Source organism: Cryobacterium flavum (assembly GCF_900103805.1).
In the GTDB taxonomy this organism is placed as follows: Bacteria; Actinomycetota; Actinomycetes; order Actinomycetales; family Microbacteriaceae; genus Cryobacterium; species Cryobacterium flavum.
On the sequence record NZ_FNIB01000007.1, the window covers coordinates 129,837 to 153,143 of the forward strand.

Annotated in this window: 25 protein-coding genes; 19 read left to right on the forward strand and 6 right to left on the reverse strand. The window is 65.9% G+C overall.

Going from position 1 to position 23,307, the window contains the following annotated elements; genetic code table 11:
• The first annotated feature begins 27 nt into the window (after positions 1-27).
• The 8 genes from ispG to rbfA all read left to right on the forward strand — a co-directional run bounded on the left by ispG (position 28) and on the right by rbfA (position 8,753).
• Positions 28-1,182: a flavodoxin-dependent (E)-4-hydroxy-3-methylbut-2-enyl-diphosphate synthase gene (gene ispG, locus BLS91_RS11735; RefSeq protein ID WP_174774977.1), complete on the forward strand. Its 1,155-nt coding sequence runs from the start codon at positions 28-30 to the stop codon at positions 1,180-1,182.
• Between the two features lie 83 nt (positions 1,183-1,265).
• A complete protein-coding gene (locus tag BLS91_RS11740) occupies positions 1,266-1,586 on the forward strand; it encodes an ArsR/SmtB family transcription factor (protein ID WP_092340918.1) in 321 nt (106 codons plus the stop codon).
• The gene (locus tag BLS91_RS11745) at positions 1,583-1,819 is read left to right on the forward strand and encodes a hypothetical protein (protein WP_092340919.1); all 237 of its coding nucleotides are present in this window, start codon (positions 1,583-1,585) and stop codon (positions 1,817-1,819) included. Before BLS91_RS11740 ends, BLS91_RS11745 begins: the two co-directional genes overlap by 4 nt.
• Positions 1,820-1,866: 47 nt before the next feature.
• Positions 1,867-3,630: a proline--tRNA ligase gene (locus tag BLS91_RS11750; protein ID WP_092340920.1), complete on the forward strand. Its 1,764-nt coding sequence runs from the start codon at positions 1,867-1,869 to the stop codon at positions 3,628-3,630.
• Positions 3,631-3,825: 195 nt separating this feature from the next.
• Positions 3,826-4,863, forward strand: a complete 1,038-nt coding sequence (nusA, locus tag BLS91_RS11755) for a transcription termination factor NusA (RefSeq protein ID WP_092340921.1) — start codon at positions 3,826-3,828, stop codon at positions 4,861-4,863.
• Between the two features lie 8 nt (positions 4,864-4,871).
• Entirely contained in the window at positions 4,872-5,129 is a 258-nt protein-coding gene (locus BLS91_RS11760; RefSeq protein ID WP_092340923.1) for a YlxR family protein, read from the forward strand.
• 76 nt (positions 5,130-5,205) lie between these two features.
• Complete coding sequence (infB, locus tag BLS91_RS11765; protein WP_092340925.1) at positions 5,206-8,049, forward strand: translation initiation factor IF-2; 2,844 nt, start codon at positions 5,206-5,208, stop codon at positions 8,047-8,049.
• Between the two features lie 221 nt (positions 8,050-8,270).
• Positions 8,271-8,753 carry a 30S ribosome-binding factor RbfA gene (rbfA, locus tag BLS91_RS11770; RefSeq protein WP_092340926.1) on the forward strand — a complete coding sequence of 161 codons (483 nt, stop codon included), beginning with the start codon at positions 8,271-8,273 and terminating at the stop codon, positions 8,751-8,753.
• A 122-nt stretch (positions 8,754-8,875) separates the two neighbouring features.
• Here the strand turns inward: rbfA and BLS91_RS11775 are convergent, their stop codons facing one another.
• From BLS91_RS11775 to BLS91_RS11785, 3 genes are read right to left on the reverse strand one after another with little or no spacing between them, the layout of a single operon-like run.
• A complete protein-coding gene (locus BLS91_RS11775) occupies positions 8,876-9,394 on the reverse strand; it encodes a dihydrofolate reductase (RefSeq protein ID WP_092340927.1) in 519 nt (172 codons plus the stop codon).
• The gene (locus BLS91_RS11780) at positions 9,391-10,212 is read right to left on the reverse strand and encodes a thymidylate synthase (protein ID WP_092340928.1); all 822 of its coding nucleotides are present in this window, start codon (positions 10,210-10,212) and stop codon (positions 9,391-9,393) included. The genes BLS91_RS11775 and BLS91_RS11780 overlap by 4 nt, the downstream gene beginning before the upstream one ends.
• Positions 10,213-10,234: 22 nt before the next feature.
• Positions 10,235-11,134 carry an HhH-GPD family protein gene (locus BLS91_RS11785; protein WP_092340929.1) on the reverse strand — a complete coding sequence of 300 codons (900 nt, stop codon included), beginning with the start codon at positions 11,132-11,134 and terminating at the stop codon, positions 10,235-10,237.
• Positions 11,135-11,157: 23 nt separating this feature from the next.
• Here BLS91_RS11785 and BLS91_RS11790 point away from each other — a divergent pair, with 23 nt between their 5' ends.
• Positions 11,158-11,760, forward strand: a complete 603-nt coding sequence (locus tag BLS91_RS11790) for a nucleoside/nucleotide kinase family protein (RefSeq protein WP_092340930.1) — start codon at positions 11,158-11,160, stop codon at positions 11,758-11,760.
• Here BLS91_RS11790 and BLS91_RS11795 read toward each other — a convergent pair.
• Positions 11,757-12,749, reverse strand: a complete 993-nt coding sequence (locus BLS91_RS11795) for a ketopantoate reductase family protein (RefSeq protein WP_092340931.1) — start codon at positions 12,747-12,749, stop codon at positions 11,757-11,759. The genes BLS91_RS11790 and BLS91_RS11795 overlap by 4 nt on opposite strands.
• Before the next feature lie 69 nt (positions 12,750-12,818).
• Between BLS91_RS11795 and truB the strand changes: the two genes are divergently transcribed.
• The 4 genes from truB to BLS91_RS11815 are packed head-to-tail and all read left to right on the forward strand — an operon-like array spanning position 12,819 to position 15,538.
• Positions 12,819-13,733: a tRNA pseudouridine(55) synthase TruB gene (gene truB / locus BLS91_RS11800; RefSeq protein WP_092340933.1), complete on the forward strand. Its 915-nt coding sequence runs from the start codon at positions 12,819-12,821 to the stop codon at positions 13,731-13,733.
• Positions 13,730-14,098 carry a hypothetical protein gene (locus tag BLS91_RS11805; RefSeq protein WP_092340934.1) on the forward strand — a complete coding sequence of 123 codons (369 nt, stop codon included), beginning with the start codon at positions 13,730-13,732 and terminating at the stop codon, positions 14,096-14,098. Before truB ends, BLS91_RS11805 begins: the two co-directional genes overlap by 4 nt.
• A 58-nt stretch (positions 14,099-14,156) precedes the next feature.
• Positions 14,157-14,594, forward strand: coding sequence for a hypothetical protein (locus BLS91_RS11810; RefSeq protein ID WP_092340935.1), 438 nt, complete (start codon positions 14,157-14,159; stop codon positions 14,592-14,594).
• Positions 14,591-15,538 (forward strand): bifunctional riboflavin kinase/FAD synthetase, encoded by a 948-nt coding sequence (locus BLS91_RS11815; RefSeq protein ID WP_092340936.1) that lies wholly within the window; start codon positions 14,591-14,593, stop codon positions 15,536-15,538. Before BLS91_RS11810 ends, BLS91_RS11815 begins: the two co-directional genes overlap by 4 nt.
• Here BLS91_RS11815 and BLS91_RS11820 read toward each other — a convergent pair.
• Positions 15,535-15,765 (reverse strand): PLDc N-terminal domain-containing protein, encoded by a 231-nt coding sequence (locus tag BLS91_RS11820; protein WP_134343594.1) that lies wholly within the window; start codon positions 15,763-15,765, stop codon positions 15,535-15,537. The genes BLS91_RS11815 and BLS91_RS11820 overlap by 4 nt on opposite strands.
• A gap of 120 nt (positions 15,766-15,885) precedes the next feature.
• Here BLS91_RS11820 and BLS91_RS11825 point away from each other — a divergent pair, with 120 nt between their 5' ends.
• Together BLS91_RS11825 and BLS91_RS11830 are read left to right on the forward strand one after the other, a co-directional pair.
• Positions 15,886-16,539: a ScbR family autoregulator-binding transcription factor gene (locus tag BLS91_RS11825; RefSeq protein ID WP_092340939.1), complete on the forward strand. Its 654-nt coding sequence runs from the start codon at positions 15,886-15,888 to the stop codon at positions 16,537-16,539.
• A gap of 9 nt (positions 16,540-16,548) precedes the next feature.
• The gene (locus BLS91_RS11830) at positions 16,549-17,772 is read left to right on the forward strand and encodes an MFS transporter (protein ID WP_092340941.1); all 1,224 of its coding nucleotides are present in this window, start codon (positions 16,549-16,551) and stop codon (positions 17,770-17,772) included.
• 6 nt (positions 17,773-17,778) lie between these two features.
• On the opposite strand, the gene BLS91_RS11835 is transcribed toward BLS91_RS11830, so the two are convergent.
• Positions 17,779-18,723 (reverse strand): ROK family protein, encoded by a 945-nt coding sequence (locus BLS91_RS11835; RefSeq protein ID WP_092340943.1) that lies wholly within the window; start codon positions 18,721-18,723, stop codon positions 17,779-17,781.
• Positions 18,724-18,838: 115 nt separating this feature from the next.
• Here BLS91_RS11835 and BLS91_RS11840 point away from each other — a divergent pair, with 115 nt between their 5' ends.
• From BLS91_RS11840 to BLS91_RS11855, 4 genes are read left to right on the forward strand one after another with little or no spacing between them, the layout of a single operon-like run.
• Positions 18,839-19,795, forward strand: a complete 957-nt coding sequence (locus BLS91_RS11840; RefSeq protein WP_092340944.1) for a sugar-binding transcriptional regulator — start codon at positions 18,839-18,841, stop codon at positions 19,793-19,795.
• On the forward strand, positions 19,792-20,805 hold the full coding sequence (deoC, locus tag BLS91_RS11845) for a deoxyribose-phosphate aldolase (protein WP_092340945.1): 1,014 nt from the start codon (positions 19,792-19,794) through the stop codon (positions 20,803-20,805). Before BLS91_RS11840 ends, deoC begins: the two co-directional genes overlap by 4 nt.
• 9 nt (positions 20,806-20,814) lie before the next feature.
• The gene (locus BLS91_RS11850; RefSeq protein WP_092340947.1) at positions 20,815-22,377 is read left to right on the forward strand and encodes an aldehyde dehydrogenase family protein; all 1,563 of its coding nucleotides are present in this window, start codon (positions 20,815-20,817) and stop codon (positions 22,375-22,377) included.
• A complete protein-coding gene (locus BLS91_RS11855; RefSeq protein WP_092340949.1) occupies positions 22,374-23,237 on the forward strand; it encodes an aldehyde dehydrogenase family protein in 864 nt (287 codons plus the stop codon). The genes BLS91_RS11850 and BLS91_RS11855 overlap by 4 nt, the downstream gene beginning before the upstream one ends.
• The last annotated feature ends 70 nt before the right edge of the window (positions 23,238-23,307 follow it).

The following is a 23,307-nucleotide window of genomic DNA, read 5'->3' on the forward strand; positions in this document are numbered from 1 at the left end:
TCGCACTACGACAACTAAGCTAGGTAAGTGGCTGCAATCAACTTGGGGATGCCCAAAGTACCTGAGGTACTCGCTCCCAGACGTAAATCCCGTCAAATCAAGGTCGGAAAGGTCCTGGTCGGTGGCAATGCTCAAGTGAGCGTGCAATCGATGACGACCACTCCGACAACGAACATCAACGCGACGCTGCAGCAGATCGCCGAGCTCACGGCGACCGGCTGCGACATCGTGCGTGTTGCCGTGCCGACTCGCGATGACGCCGAGGCGCTGCCGATCATCGCGAAGAAGAGCCAGATTCCGGTGATCGCGGACATCCACTTTCAGCCGAACTACGTCTTCGCCGCGATCGACGCCGGCTGCGCCGCCGTGCGGGTCAACCCCGGCAACATCCGCAAATTCGACGACCAGGTCGGCAAGATCGCTGCGGCCGCCAAGGCCGCCGGTGTCAGCCTGCGCATCGGCGTCAACGCCGGCTCGCTCGAGCCGAGTCTCATGCAGAAATACGGCAAGGCCACCCCGGAGGCGCTCGTGGAGAGCGCCGTTTGGGAGGCGAGCCTGTTCGAGGAGCACGACTTTCACGACTTCAAGATCTCGGTCAAGCACAACGACCCGGTGATCATGGTCAAGGCCTACCGCCTGCTCGCCGAACGCGGCGACTGGCCGTTGCACCTCGGCGTGACTGAGGCCGGTCCCAGCTTTCAGGGCACGATCAAGAGCGCAACGGCGTTCGGCATCCTGCTCGGCGAAGGCATCGGCGACACCATCCGCGTCTCGCTCAGCGCTCCGCCGGTCGAGGAGATCAAGGTGGGATTGCAGATTCTGCAGTCGCTCAACCTGCGCGAGCGCAAGCTGGAGATCGTCTCCTGCCCGAGCTGTGGCCGGGCACAGGTCGACGTCTACAAGCTCGCCAATGATGTCACCGACGGGCTCGAGGGAATGACCGTGCCGCTCCGCGTCGCCGTCATGGGCTGCGTCGTCAACGGACCGGGTGAGGCTCGCGAAGCCGACCTCGGTGTCGCGAGCGGCAACGGCAGGGGCCAGATCTTCGTGCGCGGCGAGGTTATCAAGACCGTGCCAGAGTCCGAGATCGTGAAGACCCTCATCGAAGAGGCCAACCGGCTCGCCGCCGAGATGCCCGCTGCCGCGCTCGGCAGCCCCACGGTCTCCGTCGGCGCGAAGTAACTCTCCTGATCCGCGAAAGCGGATGATTGCTTGCTTTTCTTTCGGGTGTCAGAATATAGTTGCACCTGTCAGGAGGTGTTGCAATGAATGTTGAACAGCTCAGTGCCACCCTTGCTGCGGTCGCCAGTCCGCAACGGATGCTCATTCTCGCCGAGTTGCAGGGCGGTCGCGTGCACGTCAGTGAGCTGGCACGACGCGTCGGGATGTCGCGTGCTCTGCTCTACATGCACCTCGCAAAGCTGGAGGCGAGCGGGTTCGTCACGACGTCGCTGGAACTCTCCCCGGAGGGGACCGCTCTCAAGTACGTCGCCTTGGCACCGTTCTCACTCCGCATCACCATCGACACCATCACCGACGCCGTGGCACACGCCGCGGCGTCCAACCAGCAGGGGGAAACACCATGAACTTCGACTTCGCCTACCTCGTTCCCATCGTTGCGATCATCGGCGGAATCACCTACGCGATCTTCAACCTGTACTTCAAGTCGTGTCGGCAGGCAGCCGGTTCCGAGGGTTCAACCGCCCTGACTCACGCGCTGGCGGAGAGCAACGCGACCAACGCCGCCCTGCTCGAAAAACTGACTTCTTTGGATACGCGACTGGTCGCCATCGAGCGCACCCTGAGCGAGGTCGGCTGAACCAGGCCGTGGGGGAGCGGATCGCGGCGCGCGCGTAAGGTAGACGGGTGCCTACACGTCTCTCCAACTACTTCCTCCGTACTCTCCGCGAAGACCCCTCCGACGCCGAGGTGACCAGCCACCGCCTCCTCGTGCGGGCCGGCTACATCCGTCGCCAGGCCCCGGGTATTTTCGCCTGGCTGCCACTCGGCCTGCGGGTGAAGGCAAAAGTGGAGCGCATCATCCGTGAGGAGATGACCGCGGCCGGCGCGCACGAGGTGCACTTTCCGGCCCTGCTGCCGCGTGAGCCCTACGAGTTGACCGGCCGCTGGGACGAGTACGGCGAGGGCCTGTTCCGCCTGAAGGACCGCAAGGGCTCCGACATGCTGCTCGCGCCGACCCACGAAGAGGTCTTCGCGCTGCTCGTGAAAGACCTGTACAGCAGCTACAAGGACCTGCCGCTGTCGATCTACCAGATTCAGGACAAGTACCGCGACGAGGCACGCTCACGCGGCGGACTGCTGCGCGGCCGCGAATTCACCATGAAAGACGCGTACTCCTTCGACTACACCGACGCCGGCCTCGACCTGAGCTACCAGCTGCAGCGCGACGCCTACGAGCGCATCTTCAACCGGTTCGGCCTCGAATACGAGATCGTCCAAGCGGATGCCGGCGCCATGGGTGGCTCCAAGAGCGAAGAGTTTTTGCACCCCACCCCCGTCGGCGAGGACACCTTCGTGCGCAGCCCCGGCGGCTACGCGGCCAACATCGAGGCGTTTCGCACGCTCGTTCCGAAAGGCAAAGACTTCAGCGCGCTGCCCGCCGCGCAGATCTTCGACACCCCGAACACCCCGACCATCCAGACCCTGGTCGACAAGGCCAACGCCGAGCACCCGCGCCTCGACGGTCGCGAGTGGACCGCAGCCGACACCCTCAAGAACGTCGTGCTCGCGCTCACGCACCTCGACGGCACCCGGGAACTCATCGCGATCGGCGTTCCCGGCGACCGCGAGGTCGACCTCAAGCGCGTCGAGGTCGCCTTCGCCCCCGCCGAGGTCGAGGCGGCCAACGAGGGCGACTTCGCCAAGAACCCCGGCCTGGTCAAGGGGTACATCGGCCCGTGGGGCGCCCAGGGCGCCGTTCTTGGTACCAAATCGACCACCGGAATCCGTTTTCTGGTCGACCCGCGCGTGGTTGCGGGCACCGAGTGGATCACCGGTGCCAACGAAGACAATGGGCACGTGTTCGGCCTCGTCGCCGGCCGTGACTTCGCCAACGACGATGTGGTCGAGGCCTCTGACGTGCGCGCCGGCGACCCCGCCCCCGACGGAAGCGGCCCGGTCGAGCTCATTCGCGGTATGGAAATCGGTCACGTGTTCCAGCTCGGCCGCAAGTATGCCGAAGTGCTCGGCCTCAAGGTTCTCGATGAGAACGGCAAGCTGGTCACAGTCACGATGGGTTCATACGGCATCGGCGTCACCCGCATCCTCGCGGTCATCGCCGAACTCAACAACGACGCGAAGGGCCTGATCTGGCCCGAATCGGTCACGCCATTCGACGTGCACGTGATCGCCACCGGCCGGGACGAGATCGTCTTCGACACCTCGGAGGCCGTCGTCGCCGCCATCGAAGCCACCGGCCGGGAGGTGCTCTACGACGACCGCCGCAAGGTGTCGCCGGGTGTCAAGTTCGGTGACGCCGAGCTCATCGGCGTGCCGTGGATCGTCATCGTCGGCCGCGGCGCCGCCGACGGCATCGTCGAACTGTGGAACCGCCGCACCGGCGATCGCGAGCAGGTCGACGTCGCTGACGTCGCCAAGCACTTCGTCTAACGAGTCAGTATCGAGAACGGATGCTGCCTGGCCCAGCCGGCAGCATCCGTTCTGCAGCGAACCCAGCAGGACCGGACCAGCCCGGGCGAGTGGGTGACGGGGCGCCGCAGATTCGGGTACCGTAGTATTCAGCCCGCTGCGCGGTTTCGCGGCGGCAAGATCATGCGACGAGATCGTACGTAGAGGAGGCCGGCCATGGACATCGACCTCAGTGTTTTGCGGCTACTGGAGCGCGAAAAAGAGATTCCCTTCGAGGAACTCGTGCAAATCATTGAACAGGCGATTCTGACCGCCTATGTCAAGCACACCCAGCAGGACGTGTCGAAGCTTGAGGCGTCGAAGATTGCTGAAGCCAAGCACGATATCCAGGAAGTGCCCGAAGCGCGCGTCGTTCTCGACCGCAAGTCCGGGCACGTGGATATCTACATTCCCGAGCATGACGACGAGGGCAACGTCATCGGCGAAGCCGTCGACAACCCGACCGACTTCGGTCGTATTGCGGCCTTCGCCGCCAAGCAGGTCATCAACCAGCGTCTGCGCGACCTGGCCGACGATGCAGTGCTCGGCGAGTTCAAAGGCCGCGAGGGTGACATCGTCGCCGGTATCATCCAGCAGGGTCCGAACCCGCGCATGATCCACGTCGACCTCGGTACCATCGAAGCGATCATGCCCCCCGAGGAGCAGGTCCCCACCGAGAGCTACGTGCACGGAGCGCGCATCCGCGTGTTCGTCACGGCCGTCGGTCGCGGGCTCAAGGGCCCGCAGATCACCGTGTCGCGCACCCACCCGTCGCTCGTGCGCAAGCTGTTCGCACTCGAGGTGCCCGAGATTGCCAGCGGAGTCGTCGAGATCGTGTCACTCGCCCGCGAAGCCGGCCACCGCACCAAGATTGCGGTGCGCGCGACCGAGCCGGGCGTCAACGCCAAGGGCGCCTGCATCGGCGAACTCGGCCAGCGTGTGCGCGCCGTGACCGTCGAACTCAACAACGAGAAGATAGACATCGTCGATTTCTCGCCCGACCTCGCGACCTTCGTCGCGAGCGCACTGTCTCCGGCCAAGGTGACCAGCGCCTATGTGATCGACCAGTCGATCAAGGCAGTGCGAGCCCTCGTGCCCGACTACCAGCTCTCGCTCGCCATCGGCAAGGAGGGCCAGAATGCCCGCCTCGCGGCAAAGCTCACCGGCGCGAAAATCGACATTCAGCCGGACAGCATTCTGGAGGATGCCGAATAGGGGGTACGATGGACTCCGTAAGAACGTGTATTGGCTGCCGTTCGCGCGCCCCTCGATCCTCACTTTTGCGGATCGTTGCTGGGAAATCAGAAGTTGTGGTGGATGAAACCGCCACAATCCCCGGTAGAGGTGCGTGGCTGCACGCCCGTGAATCGTGCTTTCAGGATGCCGTAAGGCGACACGCTTTCGGGCGTGCCTTTCGCGTGACCAGGTCACTGGACGCGAAACAACTAGAGAACAGGCTGAATTGGCTTATGGATAACTAATGAGCGGCTCGAAATGAGACCCGTCCGTTACTAACGGTCTGCCCCTTTCCGGGTGCAGGCCCGGAACAGGAGAATTGTGGCTGCGAAACCACGCGTGCACGAGATCGCTACCGAACTCGGACTCGAAAGCAAGGATGTCCTTGCTAAATTGAAAGAAATGGGCGAGTTCGTCAAAGGGCCGTCTTCCAGTGTTGAACCGCCCGTAGCGCGTCGCCTCCGCGTCGCTCTTGAAGCCGTCAGCGCCGCCGCCAAGGCTGCAACGCCCGCGCCCGCTGCCAGTACCCCAACTCCGGCTCGTCCGAGCCACGGCGCCAAGCCGGGAGCTCGTCCGGGCCCGAAGCCCGCTGCCGAACCGGTCGCCCCGGTTGCGTCCGAGGCCGCTCCCGCAGTGGATGCCGCGCCCCTTCCGGTCGCGCCGCTCACCGTCGCTGAGCGCCAGACCCAGGCCGCCGAGAAGGCTGCCGCTGCCCAGAAGGCTGCTGCCGCCGACAAGGCCGCCGCCGCTGAGGCCGCCGACAAGCCCAGCACCGATACCCCGGAAGCGAAGACCGCGGCAGGATCGGCTACGCCGGTCAAGCCGGGTATGCCTCGCCCCGGAGCTGCACGACCGGGCAATAACCCGTTCGCCAGCAACCAGGGCATGGGTCAGCGTCCGGCCCAGCCGCCGCGTCCGGGTAACAACCCGTTCGCGAGTGCGCAGGGCATGGGCCAGCGCCCCGCAACACCCACCCCGAGCAACATTCCGCGCCCTCCGGCGCCTCGCCCAGGCGCCCCGCGCCCTGGCGGACCCGGCCAGGCTGCACGCCCGACCGGTTTCGGACAGCGTCCGGGCGCTTTCCAGCGTCCAGGCGGCGCTCCGGGTGGAGCCGGCGCCGCACGCCCCGGATTCACTCGTCCCGGCGCTCCCGCCGGAGCTCCCGGCTTCGGCCCGCCTCGCCCCGCCGGTGGAGGAGGCGGAGCCGGTCGCGGTCGCGGCCCGGGCGGTGGCACCGCTGGTGCCTTCGGTCGCGGTGGCGGCAAGAACAAGGCGCGCAAGTCGAAGCGTACGAAGAGAGCAGAGTTCGAGCTGCGCGAGGCCCCGTCGCTGGGTGGAGTATCAGTACCCCGCGGCGACGGCGGAACCGTTGTGCGTCTGCGTCGCGGAGCATCCATTACGGACTTCGCCGACAAGATTGACGCCAGCCCAGGAAACCTCGTTACCGTACTGTTCCACCTCGGTGAAATGGCCACGGCAACGGAGTCCCTCGATGAGGCCACGTTCGACGTGCTCGGCAGCGAGCTCGGCTACAAGATCCAGATGGTCTCGCCCGATGACGAAGACCGTGAGCTGCTGCTCGCGTTCGACATCGACATCGACCAGGAACTCGAAGACGAAACCGATGAAGACCTCGAGATTCGTCCTCCCGTCGTGACCGTCATGGGCCACGTCGACCACGGTAAGACCGCGCTCCTTGACGCGATCCGTAACGCCAAGGTCGCCGAGGGTGAAGCCGGTGGAATCACGCAGCACATCGGTGCGTACCAGATCATCACCGAGCACGAGGGTATCGACCGCGCGCTGACCTTCATTGACACACCGGGTCACGAGGCGTTCACCGCCATGCGTGCTCGTGGTGCGCAGGTCACCGACATCGCCATCCTCGTGGTCGCTGCCGATGACGGCATCATGCCGCAGACGATTGAGGCGCTCAACCACGCCCAGGCCGCCAACGTGCCGATCGTCGTCGCAGTGAACAAGATCGACAAGCCCGGCGCCAACCCGCAGAAGGTGCGTCAGCAGCTCACCGAATTCGGCCTCGTCGCCGAAGAATACGGCGGAGACGTCATGTTCGTCGACGTGTCGGCCAAGAACAAGACCGGCATCAAGGAAATCCTTGACGCCGTGCTCCTGGTCGCTGACGCCGGACTCGACATGCGCTCCAACCCGAACAAGGATGCCCGCGGTGTCGCCATCGAGGCTCGCCTCGACAAGGGCCGCGGCGCGGTGGCAACCGTGCTCATCCAGTCCGGAACGCTGCACGTTGGAGACTCCATCGTCGCCGGAACGGCCTATGGCCGCGTTCGTGCGATGGCCGACGAAAACGGTGTTGCCGTTCTCGCCGCCACGCCGTCCCGCGCGGTTCAGGTGCAGGGTTTGTCGAGCGTTCCCCGCGCCGGCGACACCTTTCTCGTCATCGAGGAAGACCGTACAGCCCGTCAGATCGCTGAGAAGCGTGAAGCCGCCGAGCGCAACGCGCTGCTGGCCAAGGCCCGCAAGCGCATCAGCCTCGAAGACTTCACCCGTGCTCTCGAAGAGGGCAAGGTCGAGTCGCTCAACCTCATCATCAAGGGTGACGTTTCCGGTGCCGTTGAGGCCCTGGAAGAGTCGCTGCTCAAGATCGAGGTCGACGATTCGGTTCAGCTGCGCATCATCCACCGTGGTGTCGGTGCGGTCACGGAGAGCGACGTCAACCTCGCTACCGTCGACAACGCCATCATCATCGGGTTCAACGTTCGCCCCGACACGAAGGCCCGCGAGCGTGCTGCCCGCGAAGGCGTCGACGTGCGCTTCTACTCCGTCATCTACTCCGCCCTCGAGGACATCGAGAATTCCCTCAAGGGAATGCTCAAGCCCGAGTACGAGGAGATCCAGAGCGGTATCGCCGAAATTCGCGAGGTTTTCAGCTCGTCGAAGTTCGGAAACGTCGCCGGTGTCATCGTGCGCTCCGGTACCATCACCCGAAATGCCAAGGCTCGCGTTATTCGCGAGGGCATAGTGGTGGGGGACAACCTGGGCATCGAGTCGCTGCGTCGCTTCAAGGACGACGTCACCGAGGTTCGTACGGACTTCGAGTGTGGTATCGGACTGGGCAAGTTCAACGACATCCGAATTGGCGATGAGATTGAGACCATCGAAATGAAGGAGAAGCCGCGCGTCTAGCGTTGGTTTGGGGGGTCGGGCTTCTCACGGAGCCCGACTTCCGCATTGGGTCGGGTCTCCGCAAATTTCCCCTTGAAAAGGAAAGAGCGGGGACCCCTACCCCGATTCCCTTTTCAAGGGAAAATTTGCCCCGACCCTCAGTTGGGTAGGCAGCATCCGTTTAATACGGTGAAAAAACGGAAGTACCTGGCGCTTCGGTGCCGGCTAACAAGGAGTAAGTCATGGCAGATCCGGAACGCGCCAGAAAGATGGCGGACCGCATTAAGGTCATCATCGCCAAGCGGCTGGAGCGGGGACTTCGCGACCCGAGGCTCGGGTTCGTGACCATCACAGACGTGAAGGTCACGGGCGATCTGCAGCACGCATCGGTGTTCTACACCGTGTACGGCTCGATCGAGGAGCGTACCGACAGCGCAGCGGCGTTGAAGGCTGCGACCGGGCTGATGCGCAGCGAAGTGGGAAAGAACATCACCGCGCGGCTGACACCGTCGATCGAGTTCATCGCGGATGGTATCCCGGAGAACGCGGCGCTCATCGACGATCTGTTGCGCGAAGCGCACGACCGCGACAGTGCGACCGAGGACAGCAAGGGCACGGCCACGTACGCCGGCGACGCCGACCCGTACAAGAAGCCACGCGAGTACGACCTCGACGACGACTCTGATGACGATGAGTCTGACGCCGCGAGCAGCGCGAAGCACTAGCACCACCAGCACACTGAACGGGGCCCAGGCCCCGTCCCCGGGCCCAGTTTATAAACTGGGCCCTCGGACGGGGCCTGGGCCCCGTCCGCGTTGAGGGGTGCACTCCCGGCGGCTGCGGTGGGCTAGGACGTCGGGGCCGGGACGGGTGCGGGGGTGCGCTCGTAACGCGCGAAACGGTACGGGAGTGCCGTGGTCGCGCTTAGCCATCCGCTTGGCGGGTTTGCGGTCACGCGGGTCCAGGCGGCCGTGATGGCGGGGGCGTAGGTGTCGCCGGCAATGGAGGCATCGATCTCGGTCACCTCGAGCACGTCGGCGTAGGGCAGAGCGAGCCCATAGATTTCAGCGCCGCCGATCACCCACAGGTCACCCTCGGTGAGGGCGAGAGCGTCTTCCAGGGTGTGGGCAACGGATGCCCCCGCCGCGGCCCAGCCGCGCTGCCTGGTGATCACCACGTTCTTTCGGCCCGGAAGGGGGCGGAATCGTTCGGGGAGGGAATCCCAGGTGCGCCGGCCCATGATGACGGCGCTGCCACTCGTGACGGCACGAAAATGGGCGAGGTCCTCCGGCAGGTGCCAGGGCATGACCCCATCCGCCCCGATGACGCCGCCGAGCGTCTGCGCCCAGATCAGGCCAAGGGTCATACCGCCACCGCGCCGCGGATGGCGGGATGGTGCTGGTAGTTCTCCAGCACGAGGTCGTCGTACTCGTAGTCGAACAGGCTCGCGCGGCCCGGCTTGATGCGCAGCGTGGGGGAGGGGAACGCAGCGCGCGAGAGCTGCTCCGTGACCTGCTCGACGTGGTTGTCGTAGATGTGGCAGTCCCCGCCGGTCCAGACGAATTCACCGAGTTCGAGGCCGGCCTGCTCGGCGACGAGCTGGGTGAGCAGGGCGTAACTGGCAATGTTGAACGGCACGCCGAGAAACAGATCGGCGCTGCGCTGATACAGCTGGCAGGACAGCTTGCCGTCGGCCACGTAGAACTGGAACAGGGCATGGCAGGGAGCGAGGGCCATTTTCGGCAGGTCGGCCACGTTCCAGGCCGAGACGATCATGCGCCGTGAATCCGGATCGGTGTGCAGGGTGTCGAGCACCTGGCTGATCTGGTCGATGGTCTCACCGCCCGGGGTGGGCCAGGACCGCCACTGTACCCCGTAGACCGGGCCGAGCTCGCCGTTCTCGTCGGCCCACTCGTTCCAGATGCGCACACCCTTCTCCTGCAGCCAGGTGACGTTGGAGTCGCCGCGCAGAAACCAGAGCAGCTCGTAGGCGATCGACGCGAAGTGCACCCGTTTCGTAGTCACAAGCGGAAAGCCTGCGGCCAGGTCGAAGCGCAGCTGACGGCCGAACACGCTGCGGGTGCCGGTTCCGGTGCGGTCGGCCTTGCGGGCACCGTTCGCGAGGGTGTCGCGCAGTAGCGCTGAGTACTGGGCATCGGCGGTTGAAGAAGTAGTAACGGTCACCGGTCAATCGTAAGCGATGCGCTCACACCGGCAGGGTGTAGCCGCCCTGCGCCCGCATGGCCAGGCCGTCGGCCAGGAGGCTGGCCAGCGCGCGCCGCAACTGGACTGAATCCGGCCAGAGTGTGTCGAGCTCGGCATCCGTCACCGAACGGTGGGTGGACCGCAGTTCGGCCATGATCAGGCCGCGCACCTGCCGGTCGCTGCCCTCGAACTTCTTCTGCCCGGCCTTGCGGGTGCCGGTGTATTCCGGGTAGTCAGCGGCCCGCCACGCGCACACATTCCGAATCGGGCATACATCGCAGTGTGGGCTGCGGCTGGTGCACACCACCGCACCGAGTTCCATGATCGCGGCGTTGAACAGGGCCGCCTCCTGGGCACTCTGCGGCAGCAACTTGCCCATCGACTCGAGGTCGCGGCCTCGGCTGGGCGGGGAGGGTTCGCCGGCGCCGGCAATCGCCCGGGCGATCACCCGCCGCGTGTTGGTATCCACGACCGGATGCCGATAGCCATACGCAAACGTCGCCACCGCCCGCGCGGTGTAATCCCCAATGCCGGTCAGGGCCAGCAGATCGTCAAGGTCGGACGGTACGACGCCCCCGTGCAGCTCGGTGATCTGCACCGCCGCGGCGTGCAGCCACAGCGCGCGCCTCGGGTAGCCGAGGCTGGACCAGGCCCGTACCGCCTCGCTCGGCGGAACCGCGGCCAGAGAAGCGGGTGTGGGCCAGCGTGCCAGCCACTCTTCCAGCCGGGGAATGACCCGGTTCACCGGCGTCTGCTGCAGCATGAACTCGCTCACCAGAATGCCCCAGGCCCCGAAGCCGTCGCGGCGCCACGGCAGGTCGCGGGCGTTCTCGGTGAACCAGGCGTTGAGCGTGGCGCTGACAGAGGCCGCATTGGTCTGCGGAGAGGGTGTGACGTTCATCCGTTCTAACCTAGGCTCGATTCATGAAGCTGGTTTCCACACCGCGCATCGACTTTCTGCGCACCCTCGCCGCCGAGATTCTGCACAACTACGGTCGAGGCCGCACGATCATCGCCATCGACGGAACGGATGCCGCCGCTCGCGCCACTTTCGCCGACGACCTCGCCGCGGTCTTTCGTGAACAGGAGCGGCACGTGTTTCGGGCCAGCCTGCGCTACTTTCAGCACTCCCGCGCCGAACAAGAGCGCCTGGCACCCGACACACCAGACCGGCTCTACCGAGTCGGCTACGATTACTCCGCACTCCGCCGGGTACTGGTTGAACCGTTTCGGATGGGCGGCAGTACCGGCTTCGTCACCGAGGAATTCGACCCCGACCGCGACGCCTGGATTCAGCCGACCTGGCAGACCGCGCCCGCCGATGCCACGCTGATCATCGACGGCGACTACATCAACCGCCCCGAACTGCACGGGCTCTGGCTGTTCAGCGTGCTGCTGGAGGGCGAACGGGGCAGCGAGCCCCAAACGCGCTACCTCGCTGAGGTGCACCCACGCGATATCGTGTCGGCCGTGGTCGACGAGACCAACCCGCAGGCCCCGCGCCGCGTGCTGACCGACCGCTGCTAGCGAAACCGGCCCCGTACTTCGGCCGGCGTAAGAAAGACACCGCTCTGCTCGACCTCGTGCACCAGCTCGGTGAGTCGCGCGTTCACCGGCGCCGTGGTGCGGGCCCCCGCCGCGGCCCGCACCACGGCGCCGTTCAGAAAATCAATCTCGGTGCGCTGACCGCGCGCGAGACTCTGCAGGGTCGAACCCTGGTTTGGCACAGTGCCCATGCGGGTGCGCATCGAGAGTGGCAGCACCTGCCCGGCCCAGACCGGCGCGAGGGCAAAGAGACGCAGGCGCCACTGCGAAAGCCCCTGCAACGAGCCAAACCGCACTCCGCTGGCTCGGCCGACCCGCACGGTTTCGCGCATGCTCCAGGTCATGAGCTGGCGAAGGCCGGCCTGACCGATCACGTCCTGCACGCTCATCCCGGTGATGGCCGGCAGGGCGTTGAGCATGTTGACAACGAGCTTGGTCCACTGCGCACCAACGAAATTATCCAGGGCCAGGGTGGGCACGGCGGCGTCCAGCAGCGCTTGCCAGCGCAAGGTGGCCGCATCCGCTCTGCCATCGCCGCGGCCGAGATAGCTCTGGGCGGCCGTGGTTACCCGCACCCGGCCCGGCCCCTCATAGTGCGCGGCAATGATCGTGATCAGCCCAAAGCAGTCCGACCGCGGCAGCAGCCTGCGCGCTGTCATGACCCCGTCGAGCCCATTCTGCACGACGATCACCGGCGTGCCGTCGAGCACGGCGGAGTTCTCGGCAATTGCCGCCGCGGCATCCTGCGCCTTGGTACAGATCAGCGCCAGATCGCACGGTTCCGTCAGCCGTTCAACCGCGAGCGGCCGCGCGAGCCGATCGCCGAAGCCCCCGGTCAAGCGGATGCCCTCGGACAGCAGAGCCGGCAGCGCCGCCCCGCGGGCAGTGACCACCAGATCATGCCCTTCGGCCGCGAGCAGGCAGGCGAACGTACTCCCCAGGGCGCCAGCACCGATCACCGAGATTCTCACGGCTCATATACTACGGCTCATTAGCCGATTCGCACCGCGGCCCCAGTCGCACGCTGGTACCCTCAGGAAGTGACCAGCGGCCTTCTACTCATTGACAAGGCGCAGGGCTGGACCAGCCATGACGCTGTCGCCCGAACCCGGCGTCTGGCCGGAACCCGCAAGGTCGGCCACGCCGGCACCCTCGACCCCATGGCTACCGGGCTGCTCGTACTCGGCATCAACAGCTCGACCCGGCTGCTCAGCTACGTCGTCGGCCTCGACAAGGAATACCTTGCCACCATCCGCCTCGGCCAGTCCACCACAACGGACGACGCGGAGGGCGACTGCCTCACCCGCGCCACCGCCGAGCAGGTCGCCGGTATCACCCCCGCGGCCGTCGCTGCCGGCATAAAGGACCTCACGGGCGACATCAGCCAGCAGCCGAGCGCGGTCAGCGCCATCAAGGTCGACGGTAAGCGTGCCTACGCCCGGGTGCGTGCCGGTGAAGACGTGCAGCTGCCGTCCCGGCCGGTGACGGTGAGCGAATTCGAACTGCTCTCCAGCACCCGCCGCGACGGATTTCTTGACCTCGAGGTGCGCGTAGAGTGCGCCTCCGGCACCTACATTCGAGCCCTCGCCCGCGACCTCGGGCGCTCGCTCGGCGTCGGTGGGCACCTCACCGCGCTGCGCCGCACCCGGATCGGCCCGTTCCGCATCGAGAAAGCGGCGACCCTCGAACAAGTCGACGTCGCCGCCCAACTCATTTCGCCAGCGGATGCCGCCACCCGGCTGCTCCCGAGCCTCACGCTGACCCGCGAGCAGGCCGTCGACCTTGGCCATGGCAAACGCATCACGGTCGAGCCGGATGCCACCCGCACCGGACCGGTCGCTGCCATCGCTCCCGACGGCCGCCTGGTCGGACTGGTCGAATACCGCGGCGACCAGGCCAAGTCTCTGCTGAACTTTCCACCCGATGAACCGAGCGAATCGACACCCACCCCATGATCGAATGGTTCACCTGGCTGCAACTGGCCATCGCCGTGCCCGGCGGCGTGCTCTGTGTCGTCCTGGGCCTGTTCGGGCGCAAACCCACCGACCTCACCATGGGCGCGACAGCACTCGTCGAACTCTTGCTGATCGTGCAGCTCGCGGCCGCGATCGCGGCGCCGCTGGCCGGCAACACGGCCACCGGCAGCCTGCTCGAGTTCTACACCTACCTAATCAGCGCCATCCTGCTGCCGGTCGCGGCCGGATTCTGGGCACTGGTCGAACGCAGCCGCTGGAGCACGGTGATCCTCGGCGTCACCTGCCTGTCGGTCGCCGTCATGCTGTACCGCATGAACCAGATCTGGAACGTGCAGGGCAGCTAAGCGGTTCCAGGTTCGCTCCGATGCTGCAATAATTACAGAACCAGATGAATGCCGAGCAATGACACAATCAGACACCGGAACGCCAGCCCCCTCCAGCCGAGTGAGCGGCATCGGTCGACTCTTGATTGCTGTCTACGGCGTGCTGGCCCTCGCGGCCACCGGGCGTTCGTTCGTGCAGATCGTGCGGGCTTACGATGAAGCGCCGCTCGCCTACACACTGTCGGCTCTCGCTGCCGTCGTCTACATTGTGGCCACGATCGCCCTGATCAAACGCAGCGCCCTCTGGTATCGCATCGCCTGGACCACGATCAGCTTCGAACTGCTCGGAGTTCTCGTCGTGGGAACGCTGAGCCTGGTCGACCCGGCGCTGTTCCAGCATGCCACCGTGTGGTCGGTCTACGGCAGCGGCTATGTCTTCATTCCGCTGGTACTCCCGCTACTGGGCATGTGGTGGCTTCGACGTCACCCGGTCGCGTTGGCCGAGGGACGCTCATGAAAATCCTTTATGGTGTCGACTCGGTGCCGATCGACTGGCCCAAGTCGGCCGTGAGCATCGGCAAGTTCGATGGTGTGCACGCCGGGCATCGCGCGGTCATCGCCGAACTCAAGACCATCGCGGCCCGGGAACAACTCGCGACCGTCGTCGTCACGTTCGACCGGCATCCGCTCGCCCTGCTTTCGCCGGCCACCTGCCCGAGCGCGCTGGTCAGCGCCGAGCAGAAACTCAACCTGATCGCCGAGACCGGCGTTGATGCCACGCTGCTGCTCGAATTCAACCAGGCACTCTCCAGCCTGCCTCCGCGTGACTTCATCGAGCGCATCCTGGTCACCGCGCTGCATGCCCGGTTTGTGCTGGTCGGTCGCGACTTTCGGTTCGGGGCGAAGGGCGCGGGCGACGTGGCCCTGCTCCGTGAGCTCGGCACCGAGTTCGGCTACGAAGTGCGCCTGATCGACGACCTGAAGCCCGACGGCGCCCGAAGGGTGTCGTCGACCTGGATCCGCGAGCTGCTCGGCAGCGGCGAGGTCACCGAAGCCGGCGAACTGCTCGGCCACCTGCCCACCGTTCGCGGCGTCGTCGTGCACGGTGCCGCCAGGGGCCGCGAGCTCGGTTTTCCCACCGCCAACCTGTCAGCCGATTCCGACGGCCTGATTCCCGCCGACGGCGTGTACGCCGGCTGGCTGAGCGATGCGGGATCCCGCTACCCGGCAGCCATCTCGGTGGGCAACAACCCCACCTTCGACGGCGTGGCCCCGAAGCAGGTCGAAGCGTACGTGCTCGACGAAGTGGATCTTGACCTCTATGACCACGTCGTCGACGTATCGTTCGTGGAGCGGATTCGCGGCATGGTTGCCTATTCGGGCATCGACCCGTTAATCGAGCAAATCCGCGATGACGTCGCGCGGGTTCGGGCAATTCTGAGCCGCACGAACGCGCGTTAGTCCAGCCGCAGCCGGTTGCCGACGGCGAACCAGGCCGTCGCGCCGAACAACGGGGCGAGCAGGACCGCCAGTACCCAGTTGGTACGAACGCTGGGGCGCAGGTGCGCGGCCCGCCCGATCTGAATCATGGCCACGAGCGACAGCGTGAGCACGATCACGCCGGCACACACCGCCACAATGATGCCCACCCAGCCGTTATCGCCCACATCCCCCATGTCAGAAACCATACCAAATAGTATTTTTATTGTACAGTCACAAACAGAGAATGGTGGAGGCCTCCGGGGTCATCGCGTGGGGGCTACTTCGCCCCGGTACGCTGGGATCACGAGTAATTTCCTGGGGGTTTTATGTCACAACAAGCACGAGCAATAGAAACGCGCGCAGCGATAATTCGCGGTGCCGCGGAAGCTTTCGAGCAACGCGGATACGGGAGCACGTCCCTCGCGCAGGTGAGTGCTGCCGCCGGGGTAACCAAGGGGGCCCTGTACTTTCACTTCGATTCCAAGGAAGCCCTCGCGGTGGCCATTATCGATGCCCAGCACGAGAAATCGGTCGGTGCCGGCCGAGCGCTGCTCGACCATAACGTGCCGGGCCTGCGCGCCCTCGTCTCCATGTCCTACGAGCTGGCTCGCCAGTTGCGCGATGACCTCATCGTCAGCGCCGGGGTGCGCCTGACCATTGAGGCCGTCAATTTTTCCACGCCGGTGTCGGCTCCCTATCTCGACTGGATGGTCGCCTGTGAGGAATTTTTGCGCCGGGGGATCGCCGACGGGGATGTGGCGCCAACGGTCGATGTGCCGGCTGCAGCACGCTTTTTCACCGCCGGTTTCACCGGCGTGCAGGTCGTCTCGGACGTTCTGACCAGGCGCGGCGACATCGACCAGCGACTGACCGAGATGTGGTCGCTGATGCTGCCCGGTCTCGTAGCCCCCGAACGCTGGGACGACTTGAAGAATCTGGCCGTCGAGGTGCAGCGGGAACGCAGCCGACCGCAGCCCTAGACTGACCGAGTGAATACCGCCTCCTCCCGCCGACTGTGGCCGGGGCGCGGCCTCGCCCTGCTAGGCATCATTTTCGTGGCGGCCAACCTGCGCAACGCTGTCGCAGCGCTCTCGCCGATCGTGACCGAGATCAACGTCGATATCCCCCTGAGCACGGTGTCAATCGGGGTGCTCGGCATGCTCCCACCGGTCTGCTTCGCGCTGTTCGGCATCTTCACCCCCATGATCACCCGCCGCCACGGACTCGAAGCGCCACTCGTGCTCGCCCTCATCGCGATTCTTCTCGGTCACCTCACTCGAGGCTTGTCCGGCTCGATCACCATGCTCATCATCGGCAGTGTCATCGCCTTCGCCGGACTCGGCATCGGCAACGTGCTCCTGCCGCCACTGGTCAAGAAGTACTTTCCGGACCGCGTCGGGCTCATGACGAGCGTCTACGTCACCGTGGTGTCCTTGAGCGCCCTCGTGCCGCCCCTGATCGCCGTTCCGGTAGCGGATGCCGCCGGCTGGCGGGTCTCGCTCGGCATATGGATGCTGCTGGCCCTGCTGGCTCTGGTGCCGTGGATCACCATGCTCCTGCGGCATCGCATCACGCAAACCCCCGGCCCGGTCGTCGACGAGGCCGACGCTGCCATTCTCGGTCGCCTCTGGAAATCATCGATCGCGTGGGCGATCGCCGGGGTGTTTGCGGCCTCGTCGCTCAATGCTTACGCCATGTTCGCCTGGCTGCCGCAATTGCTCGTCGATACTGCGGGGGTCAGTCCGGCCCAGGCTGGAACCCTCCTCGCGGTCTATGCCGGCATGGGAATACCGTGCGCGCTGATCATTCCGGTGCTCACCGCCCGCATGGCCAACGTCGGGCCGCTTGTCTATATCGGAGTGTTCCTGTTCGTGGCCGGTGATCTCGGTCTACTGTTCGCGCCGGAGACCCTGACCTGGCTCTGGGTCAGCTTTGCGGGCCTGGGGCCGTTGTTCTTTCCGCTCGCGCTCGTGCTGATCAACCTGCGCACCCGCACCCATGCTGGCGCTGTGGCTCTCAGCGGCTTTGTGCAGAGCGTCGGCTACACACTGGGAGCCCTGGGGCCGCTGGTTTTCGGTCTATTGCACGAGCTCAGCGGCGGCTGGACCTGGCCGCTCGGCTTTCTGCTCGCCACCGCTCTGGCGATCATCATCGCGGGTACCGTGATCGGTCGTCCGCACATGCTCGAGGACGATCTGGAACGCTCACGCTGACGGACCTCAGGGCACCAGTTCGGCTCGGTGGATCAGTGCCGCAGCACCGATCAGCGGGCCGTCGCCCGACAGCGCTGACGGAACCACTCGCACCCGGGTGGCATAGGCGAACTGCACCCGCCGTTTGATCGCCTCGCGGGCGAACTCGAGCAGGTCGGGGGTGACGTTGGAGAAGCCGCCGCCGATGGCCACGAGGTCAAGGTCGAGCAGAGTTGCTGCGGACGCGATGGCCTGACCGAGCGCCCCGCCGCTGCGTGCAACGGCGGCGACCGCGATCGGATCGGCGGCCGCGTAGGCTGCCGCGAGGTCTTCGCCCGACTCGCCGGTGAAGCCCTGGCTGCGTGCCCAGGCGACGGTCTTCGGCCCCGAGGCGATGGCCTCGATGCAGCCCACTCCACCGCAGGCGCAGGGGTCGCCAAAACCGCCGACCTCGATGTGGCCGATATGCCCGGCGTTTCCGGTCGGCCCCGACGCGGTCACCCCGCCGAGGATCAGGCCGCCGCCGATGCCGGTCGACACGATCATGCCCATCAGGTTGTCGACGCCCTGGCCGGCGCCGACCCAGTGCTCGGCGAGGGTGATGCAGAGCCCGTCCATGCGCAGGCGCACCGGCAGGCCGGGAACGAGGCCGACCACCAGCTCCTTGAGCGGATACTCGCGCCAGACCGGCAGGTTCAACGGTGACACCGCCCCCTGCGCCAGCTGGATCGGCCCGGCACAGCCGATACCGACCCCGACCAACGGATATTCCGGCGGCAGGCTCGCCAGGGTTTGCAGCACCACGCCACTGACAGCGGATGCCAGTTCGTCGCTCGTCGCGCGCGCCCCGGTCGGTGCGCGGTGTCGGCTGGTACCGAGCACGACTCCGAGGTCATTTACGAGGGCAGCTTCGACCTTGGTGCCTCCCACATCGACGGCGAGAACGTACGTGGAGGCTTCAATGGCGGGCATGCACTCATCGTAGAAGATCGCGCATCTGCTCAGATGAGCAACAATCCCTACGGCTGTTGATTCGTGCCGCGGACCGTCGTAGGCTGGGTTCAAACGATTGGACCGCGATCTTTCCATGAGCGACACCGACGAACTCCTGTCCATCCGCGCCGCCGAGCTTTACTACGAAGAGAATCAGACCCAGGACGAGATCGGCGTGATTCTCCGCCTGACCCGGTGGAAGGTCGGCCGGTTGCTGGCCAGTGCCAAGGCCAACGGTTTCATCCGCATCGAGATCGTGCATCCGCGCGCCCGCCGGCTGCCGATCGAACGCCGCCTCCGCGAATCGACCGGCCTCACCGACGCCATCGTGGTCTCCTCCGCCGGCGTATCGAGTGACGCCGAACTGCAGTCCCGCACCGCGCAGGCCGCCGCCGACTACCTCACCAGCCTCCGCCCGATTCCGCGCACCCTCGGCATCAGTTGGGGTCGAACCCTGCACGATGTCTCCCTGCACCTCAAACAGGGGTGGGCTCCGGGGGTGAACGTGGTGCAGATCAACGGCGGCGTCAGCCTGAACCAGCGCACCGGCACCGCGGCATCCACTGCCGTCACCATCGCCCACAAGGCCGACGGTTCGGCCACTCTGCTGCCGAGCCCCGCCATCTTCGAACGCCTCGAAACCAAGCAGGCGATGGAAGCCGACCGCACCGTCGCAGGGGTGCTCGCCCTGGCCCGCAACGCGCAGGCCTACGTTTTCAGCGCCGGGCAGGCGGATGCGAATTCCGCCCTCGTCGACAGCGGCTACCTCACCGTGGAGCAGATCGACGACCTCGTCTCCCGCGGCGCGGTCGGCGATGTCGTCGGCCGGTACATCGATGCCAACGGCCGCATCGTCGACCCCGAACTCAACGAACGCACGGTCGGCATCCAGATCGACCAGTTGCGCCGCGCCCCGCTCACCATCGCCGTCATCTCCGGAAACAACAAGCACGCCATCGCTCGCGCCGTCGTGCGTAACGGCCTGTGCACCGTGCTGGTGACCGACGAAGACACCGCGAACGCTCTGCTCCAGGAAAAGGACACCCCATGACTCACACCCCCCTGGCTACCTACCAGCCGGAACAGCGTGCCCTCGCGCTGATCGGCGGGGAGGCCACCGACGCCAACCTGCGCCGGTACCTGCACGGAATCCCCGGAATTGACGCCGTCGGCCTCGAAGCTCGCGCCGCCGACCTCGGCACCCGCTCGATCAAAACCAGCTCCAAACGCTGGGCGATCGACACCATCATCGGCCTGATCGACCTCACCACCCTCGAGGGCGCTGACACCCCCGGCAAGGTGCGCTCGCTCGTCGCCAAGGCGCTGGTGCCAGACCCGAGCGACCCCGGTACCCCCCGTGTCGCCGCGGTCTGCGTCTACGGCGACATGGTCGGTACCGCCGTCAACGCGCTCGGCTCCGCCCATGCCGCCGGCGGCACGGAGGGAGTCAACGTGGCCGCCGTCGCCACCGCTTTTCCGAGCGGCCGCGCCTCCCTGGCGATCAAGCTCGCCGACGTGCGCGACTCGGTCGCGGCCGGCGCCGACGAAATCGACATGGTCATCGACCGTGGTGCTTTTCTGGCCGGCCGGTTCGGCCAGGTCTACGACGAGATCGTCGCCGTGAAAGACGCCTGCCGTCGGGTCGACGGTTCGATGGCTCACCTCAAGGTGATTCTCGAGACCGGCGAACTGAACACCTACGACAACGTGCGCCGCGCCTCTTGGCTGGCCATTCTGGCCGGCGGTGACTTCATCAAGACCTCCACCGGCAAGGTGGCCCCGGCCGCGACGCTGCCCGTGACGCTGTCGATGCTCGAGGTCGTGCGCGACTGGTACCGCCTCACCGGGGTGCAGATCGGCGTGAAACCGGCCGGCGGCATCCGTACGTCGAAGGACGCCATCAAATACCTCGTGACGGTCGCCGAAACCGTGGGAGAGGACTGGCTCACGCCGCACCTGTTTCGCTTCGGGGCTTCCAGCCTGCTCAACGACGTGCTGCTGCAGCGCCAAAAGATGACGACCGGGCACTACTCCGGCCCCGACTACGTGACGATCGATTAGGGAACAACCATGAAATTTCTTGACTACGCCCCGGCCCCAGAGTCGCAGGCCCTGCTGAACCTCAAAAGCGACTACGGCCTCTTCATCAACGGCGATTTCACGGCCGGTCGCGGAACTCCGTTCCAAACCATCAACCCGGCTACCGAGCAGCAGATCGCCATGATCGCCACCGCCAACGAAGCGGATGTCGACGCCGCAGTCGCGGCCGCCCGTCACGCCTACGATGGCGTCTGGTCCCGCCTCTCCGGCAGCGACCGGGGCAAGTACCTGTTTCGCATCGCCCGCCTGGTGCAGGAACGCGCCCGCGAACTCGCCGTCGCTGAGACCCTCGACAACGGCAAACCGATCAAGGAAACCCGCGACGTCGACATTCCCCTGGTCGCCGCCTGGTTCTTCTACTACGCCGGCTGGGCCGACAAGCTCGACCACGCCGGAGTCGGTCCGAACCCGGCCTCGCTCGGCGTCGCCGCGCAGGTCATCCCGTGGAACTTTCCGCTCATGATGCTCGCCTGGAAGATCGCCCCTGCCCTTGCCGCCGGGAACACGGTCGTGCTCAAGCCCGCCGAAACCACCTCGCTCACCGCGCTGCTGTTCGCGGAGATTCTGCAGCAGGCCGACCTGCCCGCCGGCGTCGTGAACATCATCACGGGTGACGGAAGCACCGGGCAGACCCTGGTCAACCACCCAGGCGTCAACAAGGTCGCCTTCACCGGCTCGACCTCGGTCGGTCGGGCCATCGCCCGTTCCGTCGCCGGAACCGACAAAAAGCTCAGCCTCGAGCTCGGCGGCAAGGGCGCCAACATCGTCTTCGACGACGCCCCGATCGACCAGGCTGTCGAGGGCATCGTGCGCGGCATCTTTTTCAACCAGGGTCACGTCTGCTGCGCCGGCAGCCGCCTGCTCGTGCAGGAAAGCATCCACGACGACGTCATCGAGCGGCTCAAGCGCCGCATGCAGACATTGCGCCTGGGCGACCCGCTTGATAAGAACACCGACATCGGTGCCATCAACAGTGCAGAACAGCTCGCCCGTATTCGCGAACTGTCCGATCTCGGCCAGCAGGAAGGCGCCGAACGCTGGAGCACCGACTGCGTCATTCCCGAGAACGGTTTCTGGTTCGCGCCGACCATCTTCACCAACGTGTCCACCAGCCACCGCATCGCGCGCGATGAGATCTTCGGCCCGGTGCTCTCCGTGCTGACCTTCCGCACCCCGGCCGAAGCAATTGCCAAAGCGAACAATACCCCGTACGGTCTCTCCGCCGGAATCTGGAGCGACAAGGGCAGTCGCATCCTCGCCGTCGCCGACAAGCTGCGCGCCGGCGTGATCTGGGCGAACACCTTCAACCAATTCGACCCGTCCAGCCCGTTCGGTGGCTACAAGGAGAGCGGCTACGGCCGCGAGGGCGGCCGCCACGGCCTCGCTGCGTACCTCAAGCCCGCCGTACGCACCGGGTCGCGGTCGATCCCGGCCGCGGAGCACGCTCCGGTCAGCAAGAAGTCCGCATCCGCCAGCAAGAAGTCCGCATCCGCCAGCAAGAAGTCCGCATCCGCAGAGAAGGCCACCAAGTGAACCGCCTCGCCATTCCCAAGACATACAAGCTTTACATCGGCGGCAAGTTTCCGCGCAGCGAATCCGGCCGCGTCTACGAGGTGCTCTCGCACAAAGGCGACTTTCTCGCAAACGCCGCGAAGGGGAGCCGCAAGGATGCCCGCGACGCCGTCGTTGCCGCCCGCAGCGCCCTCGGTGGTTGGGCCGGTGCCACGGCCTATAACCGTGGCCAGGTGCTGTATCGCATCGCCGAACTGCTCGAGGGCCGCCGGGCGCAGTTCATCGACGAGATCGAGAGCTGCGAGGGCGTCAACGCCGCCGCAGCGAGTGCCCAAATCGACGAGGCCATCGATCGCTGGGTCTGGTACGCCGGCTGGGCTGACAAGTACGTGCAGGTCGCTGGCAACGCCAACCCGGTCTCCGGTCCGTTCTTCAACCTGTCGGTGCCCGAACCGACCGGCGTCGTCGCGATCATCGCCCCGCAGGGCGGCGAATCGCTGCTCGGACTGGTCAGCGCCATCGCACCGGCCCTCGTGGCCGGTAACACCGTCGTCGTCGTCGCCAACGAACTCGCACCGCTGTCGGGGATCAGTCTCGGCGAGGTGCTCGCCACGAGCGATGTGCCCGGCGGAGTCGTCAACATCGTCACCGGTTCGCCGGCCGAAATCGCGCCGTGGCTGGCCAGCCACGCCGACGTCAACGCGCTCGACCTCGTCGGTGCCGGCGACCTCGACTGGGTGGAGCTGCAGATCAGCGCCGCCGACACGCTCAAGCGGGTACTCCCACCCGAGTCGGGAGCGGATGCCGCAGCCCCCGCCCTGTCCCGCATCCTCGCCTTCACCGAAGTCAAAACGGTCTGGCACACCAAGGCCATCCTCTAGCCTGTCGCCCGGGTATCCGCTGGCCGCCGCCCGGGCATCCGCTGTGACCGTGCAACGGGTGTCCCAGGCC

What these genes read in the sequence shown, in the direction of transcription:
- BLS91_RS11815 (WP_092340936.1), top strand. Translation starts at nt 14,591, where the DNA reads ATGAAAATCCTTTATGGTGTCGACTCGGTGCCGATCGACTGGCCCAAG.
- BLS91_RS11785 (WP_092340929.1), bottom strand. Translation starts at nt 11,134, where the DNA reads ATGAACGTCACACCCTCTCCGCAGACCAATGCGGCCTCTGTCAGCGCC.
- BLS91_RS11745 (WP_092340919.1), top strand. Translation starts at nt 1,583, where the DNA reads ATGAACTTCGACTTCGCCTACCTCGTTCCCATCGTTGCGATCATCGGC.
- BLS91_RS11850 (WP_092340947.1), top strand. Translation starts at nt 20,815, where the DNA reads ATGAAATTTCTTGACTACGCCCCGGCCCCAGAGTCGCAGGCCCTGCTG.
- rbfA (WP_092340926.1), top strand. Translation starts at nt 8,271, where the DNA reads ATGGCAGATCCGGAACGCGCCAGAAAGATGGCGGACCGCATTAAGGTC.
- BLS91_RS11820 (WP_134343594.1), bottom strand. Translation starts at nt 15,765, where the DNA reads ATGGTTTCTGACATGGGGGATGTGGGCGATAACGGCTGGGTGGGCATC.
- nusA (WP_092340921.1), top strand. Translation starts at nt 3,826, where the DNA reads ATGGACATCGACCTCAGTGTTTTGCGGCTACTGGAGCGCGAAAAAGAG.
- BLS91_RS11810 (WP_092340935.1), top strand. Translation starts at nt 14,157, where the DNA reads ATGACACAATCAGACACCGGAACGCCAGCCCCCTCCAGCCGAGTGAGC.
- BLS91_RS11825 (WP_092340939.1), top strand. Translation starts at nt 15,886, where the DNA reads ATGTCACAACAAGCACGAGCAATAGAAACGCGCGCAGCGATAATTCGC.
- BLS91_RS11835 (WP_092340943.1), bottom strand. Translation starts at nt 18,723, where the DNA reads ATGCCCGCCATTGAAGCCTCCACGTACGTTCTCGCCGTCGATGTGGGA.
- BLS91_RS11740 (WP_092340918.1), top strand. Translation starts at nt 1,266, where the DNA reads ATGAATGTTGAACAGCTCAGTGCCACCCTTGCTGCGGTCGCCAGTCCG.
- BLS91_RS11760 (WP_092340923.1), top strand. Translation starts at nt 4,872, where the DNA reads ATGGACTCCGTAAGAACGTGTATTGGCTGCCGTTCGCGCGCCCCTCGA.
- BLS91_RS11805 (WP_092340934.1), top strand. Translation starts at nt 13,730, where the DNA reads ATGATCGAATGGTTCACCTGGCTGCAACTGGCCATCGCCGTGCCCGGC.
- BLS91_RS11840 (WP_092340944.1), top strand. Translation starts at nt 18,839, where the DNA reads ATGAGCGACACCGACGAACTCCTGTCCATCCGCGCCGCCGAGCTTTAC.
- BLS91_RS11775 (WP_092340927.1), bottom strand. Translation starts at nt 9,394, where the DNA reads ATGACCCTTGGCCTGATCTGGGCGCAGACGCTCGGCGGCGTCATCGGG.
- BLS91_RS11790 (WP_092340930.1), top strand. Translation starts at nt 11,158, where the DNA reads ATGAAGCTGGTTTCCACACCGCGCATCGACTTTCTGCGCACCCTCGCC.
- deoC (WP_092340945.1), top strand. Translation starts at nt 19,792, where the DNA reads ATGACTCACACCCCCCTGGCTACCTACCAGCCGGAACAGCGTGCCCTC.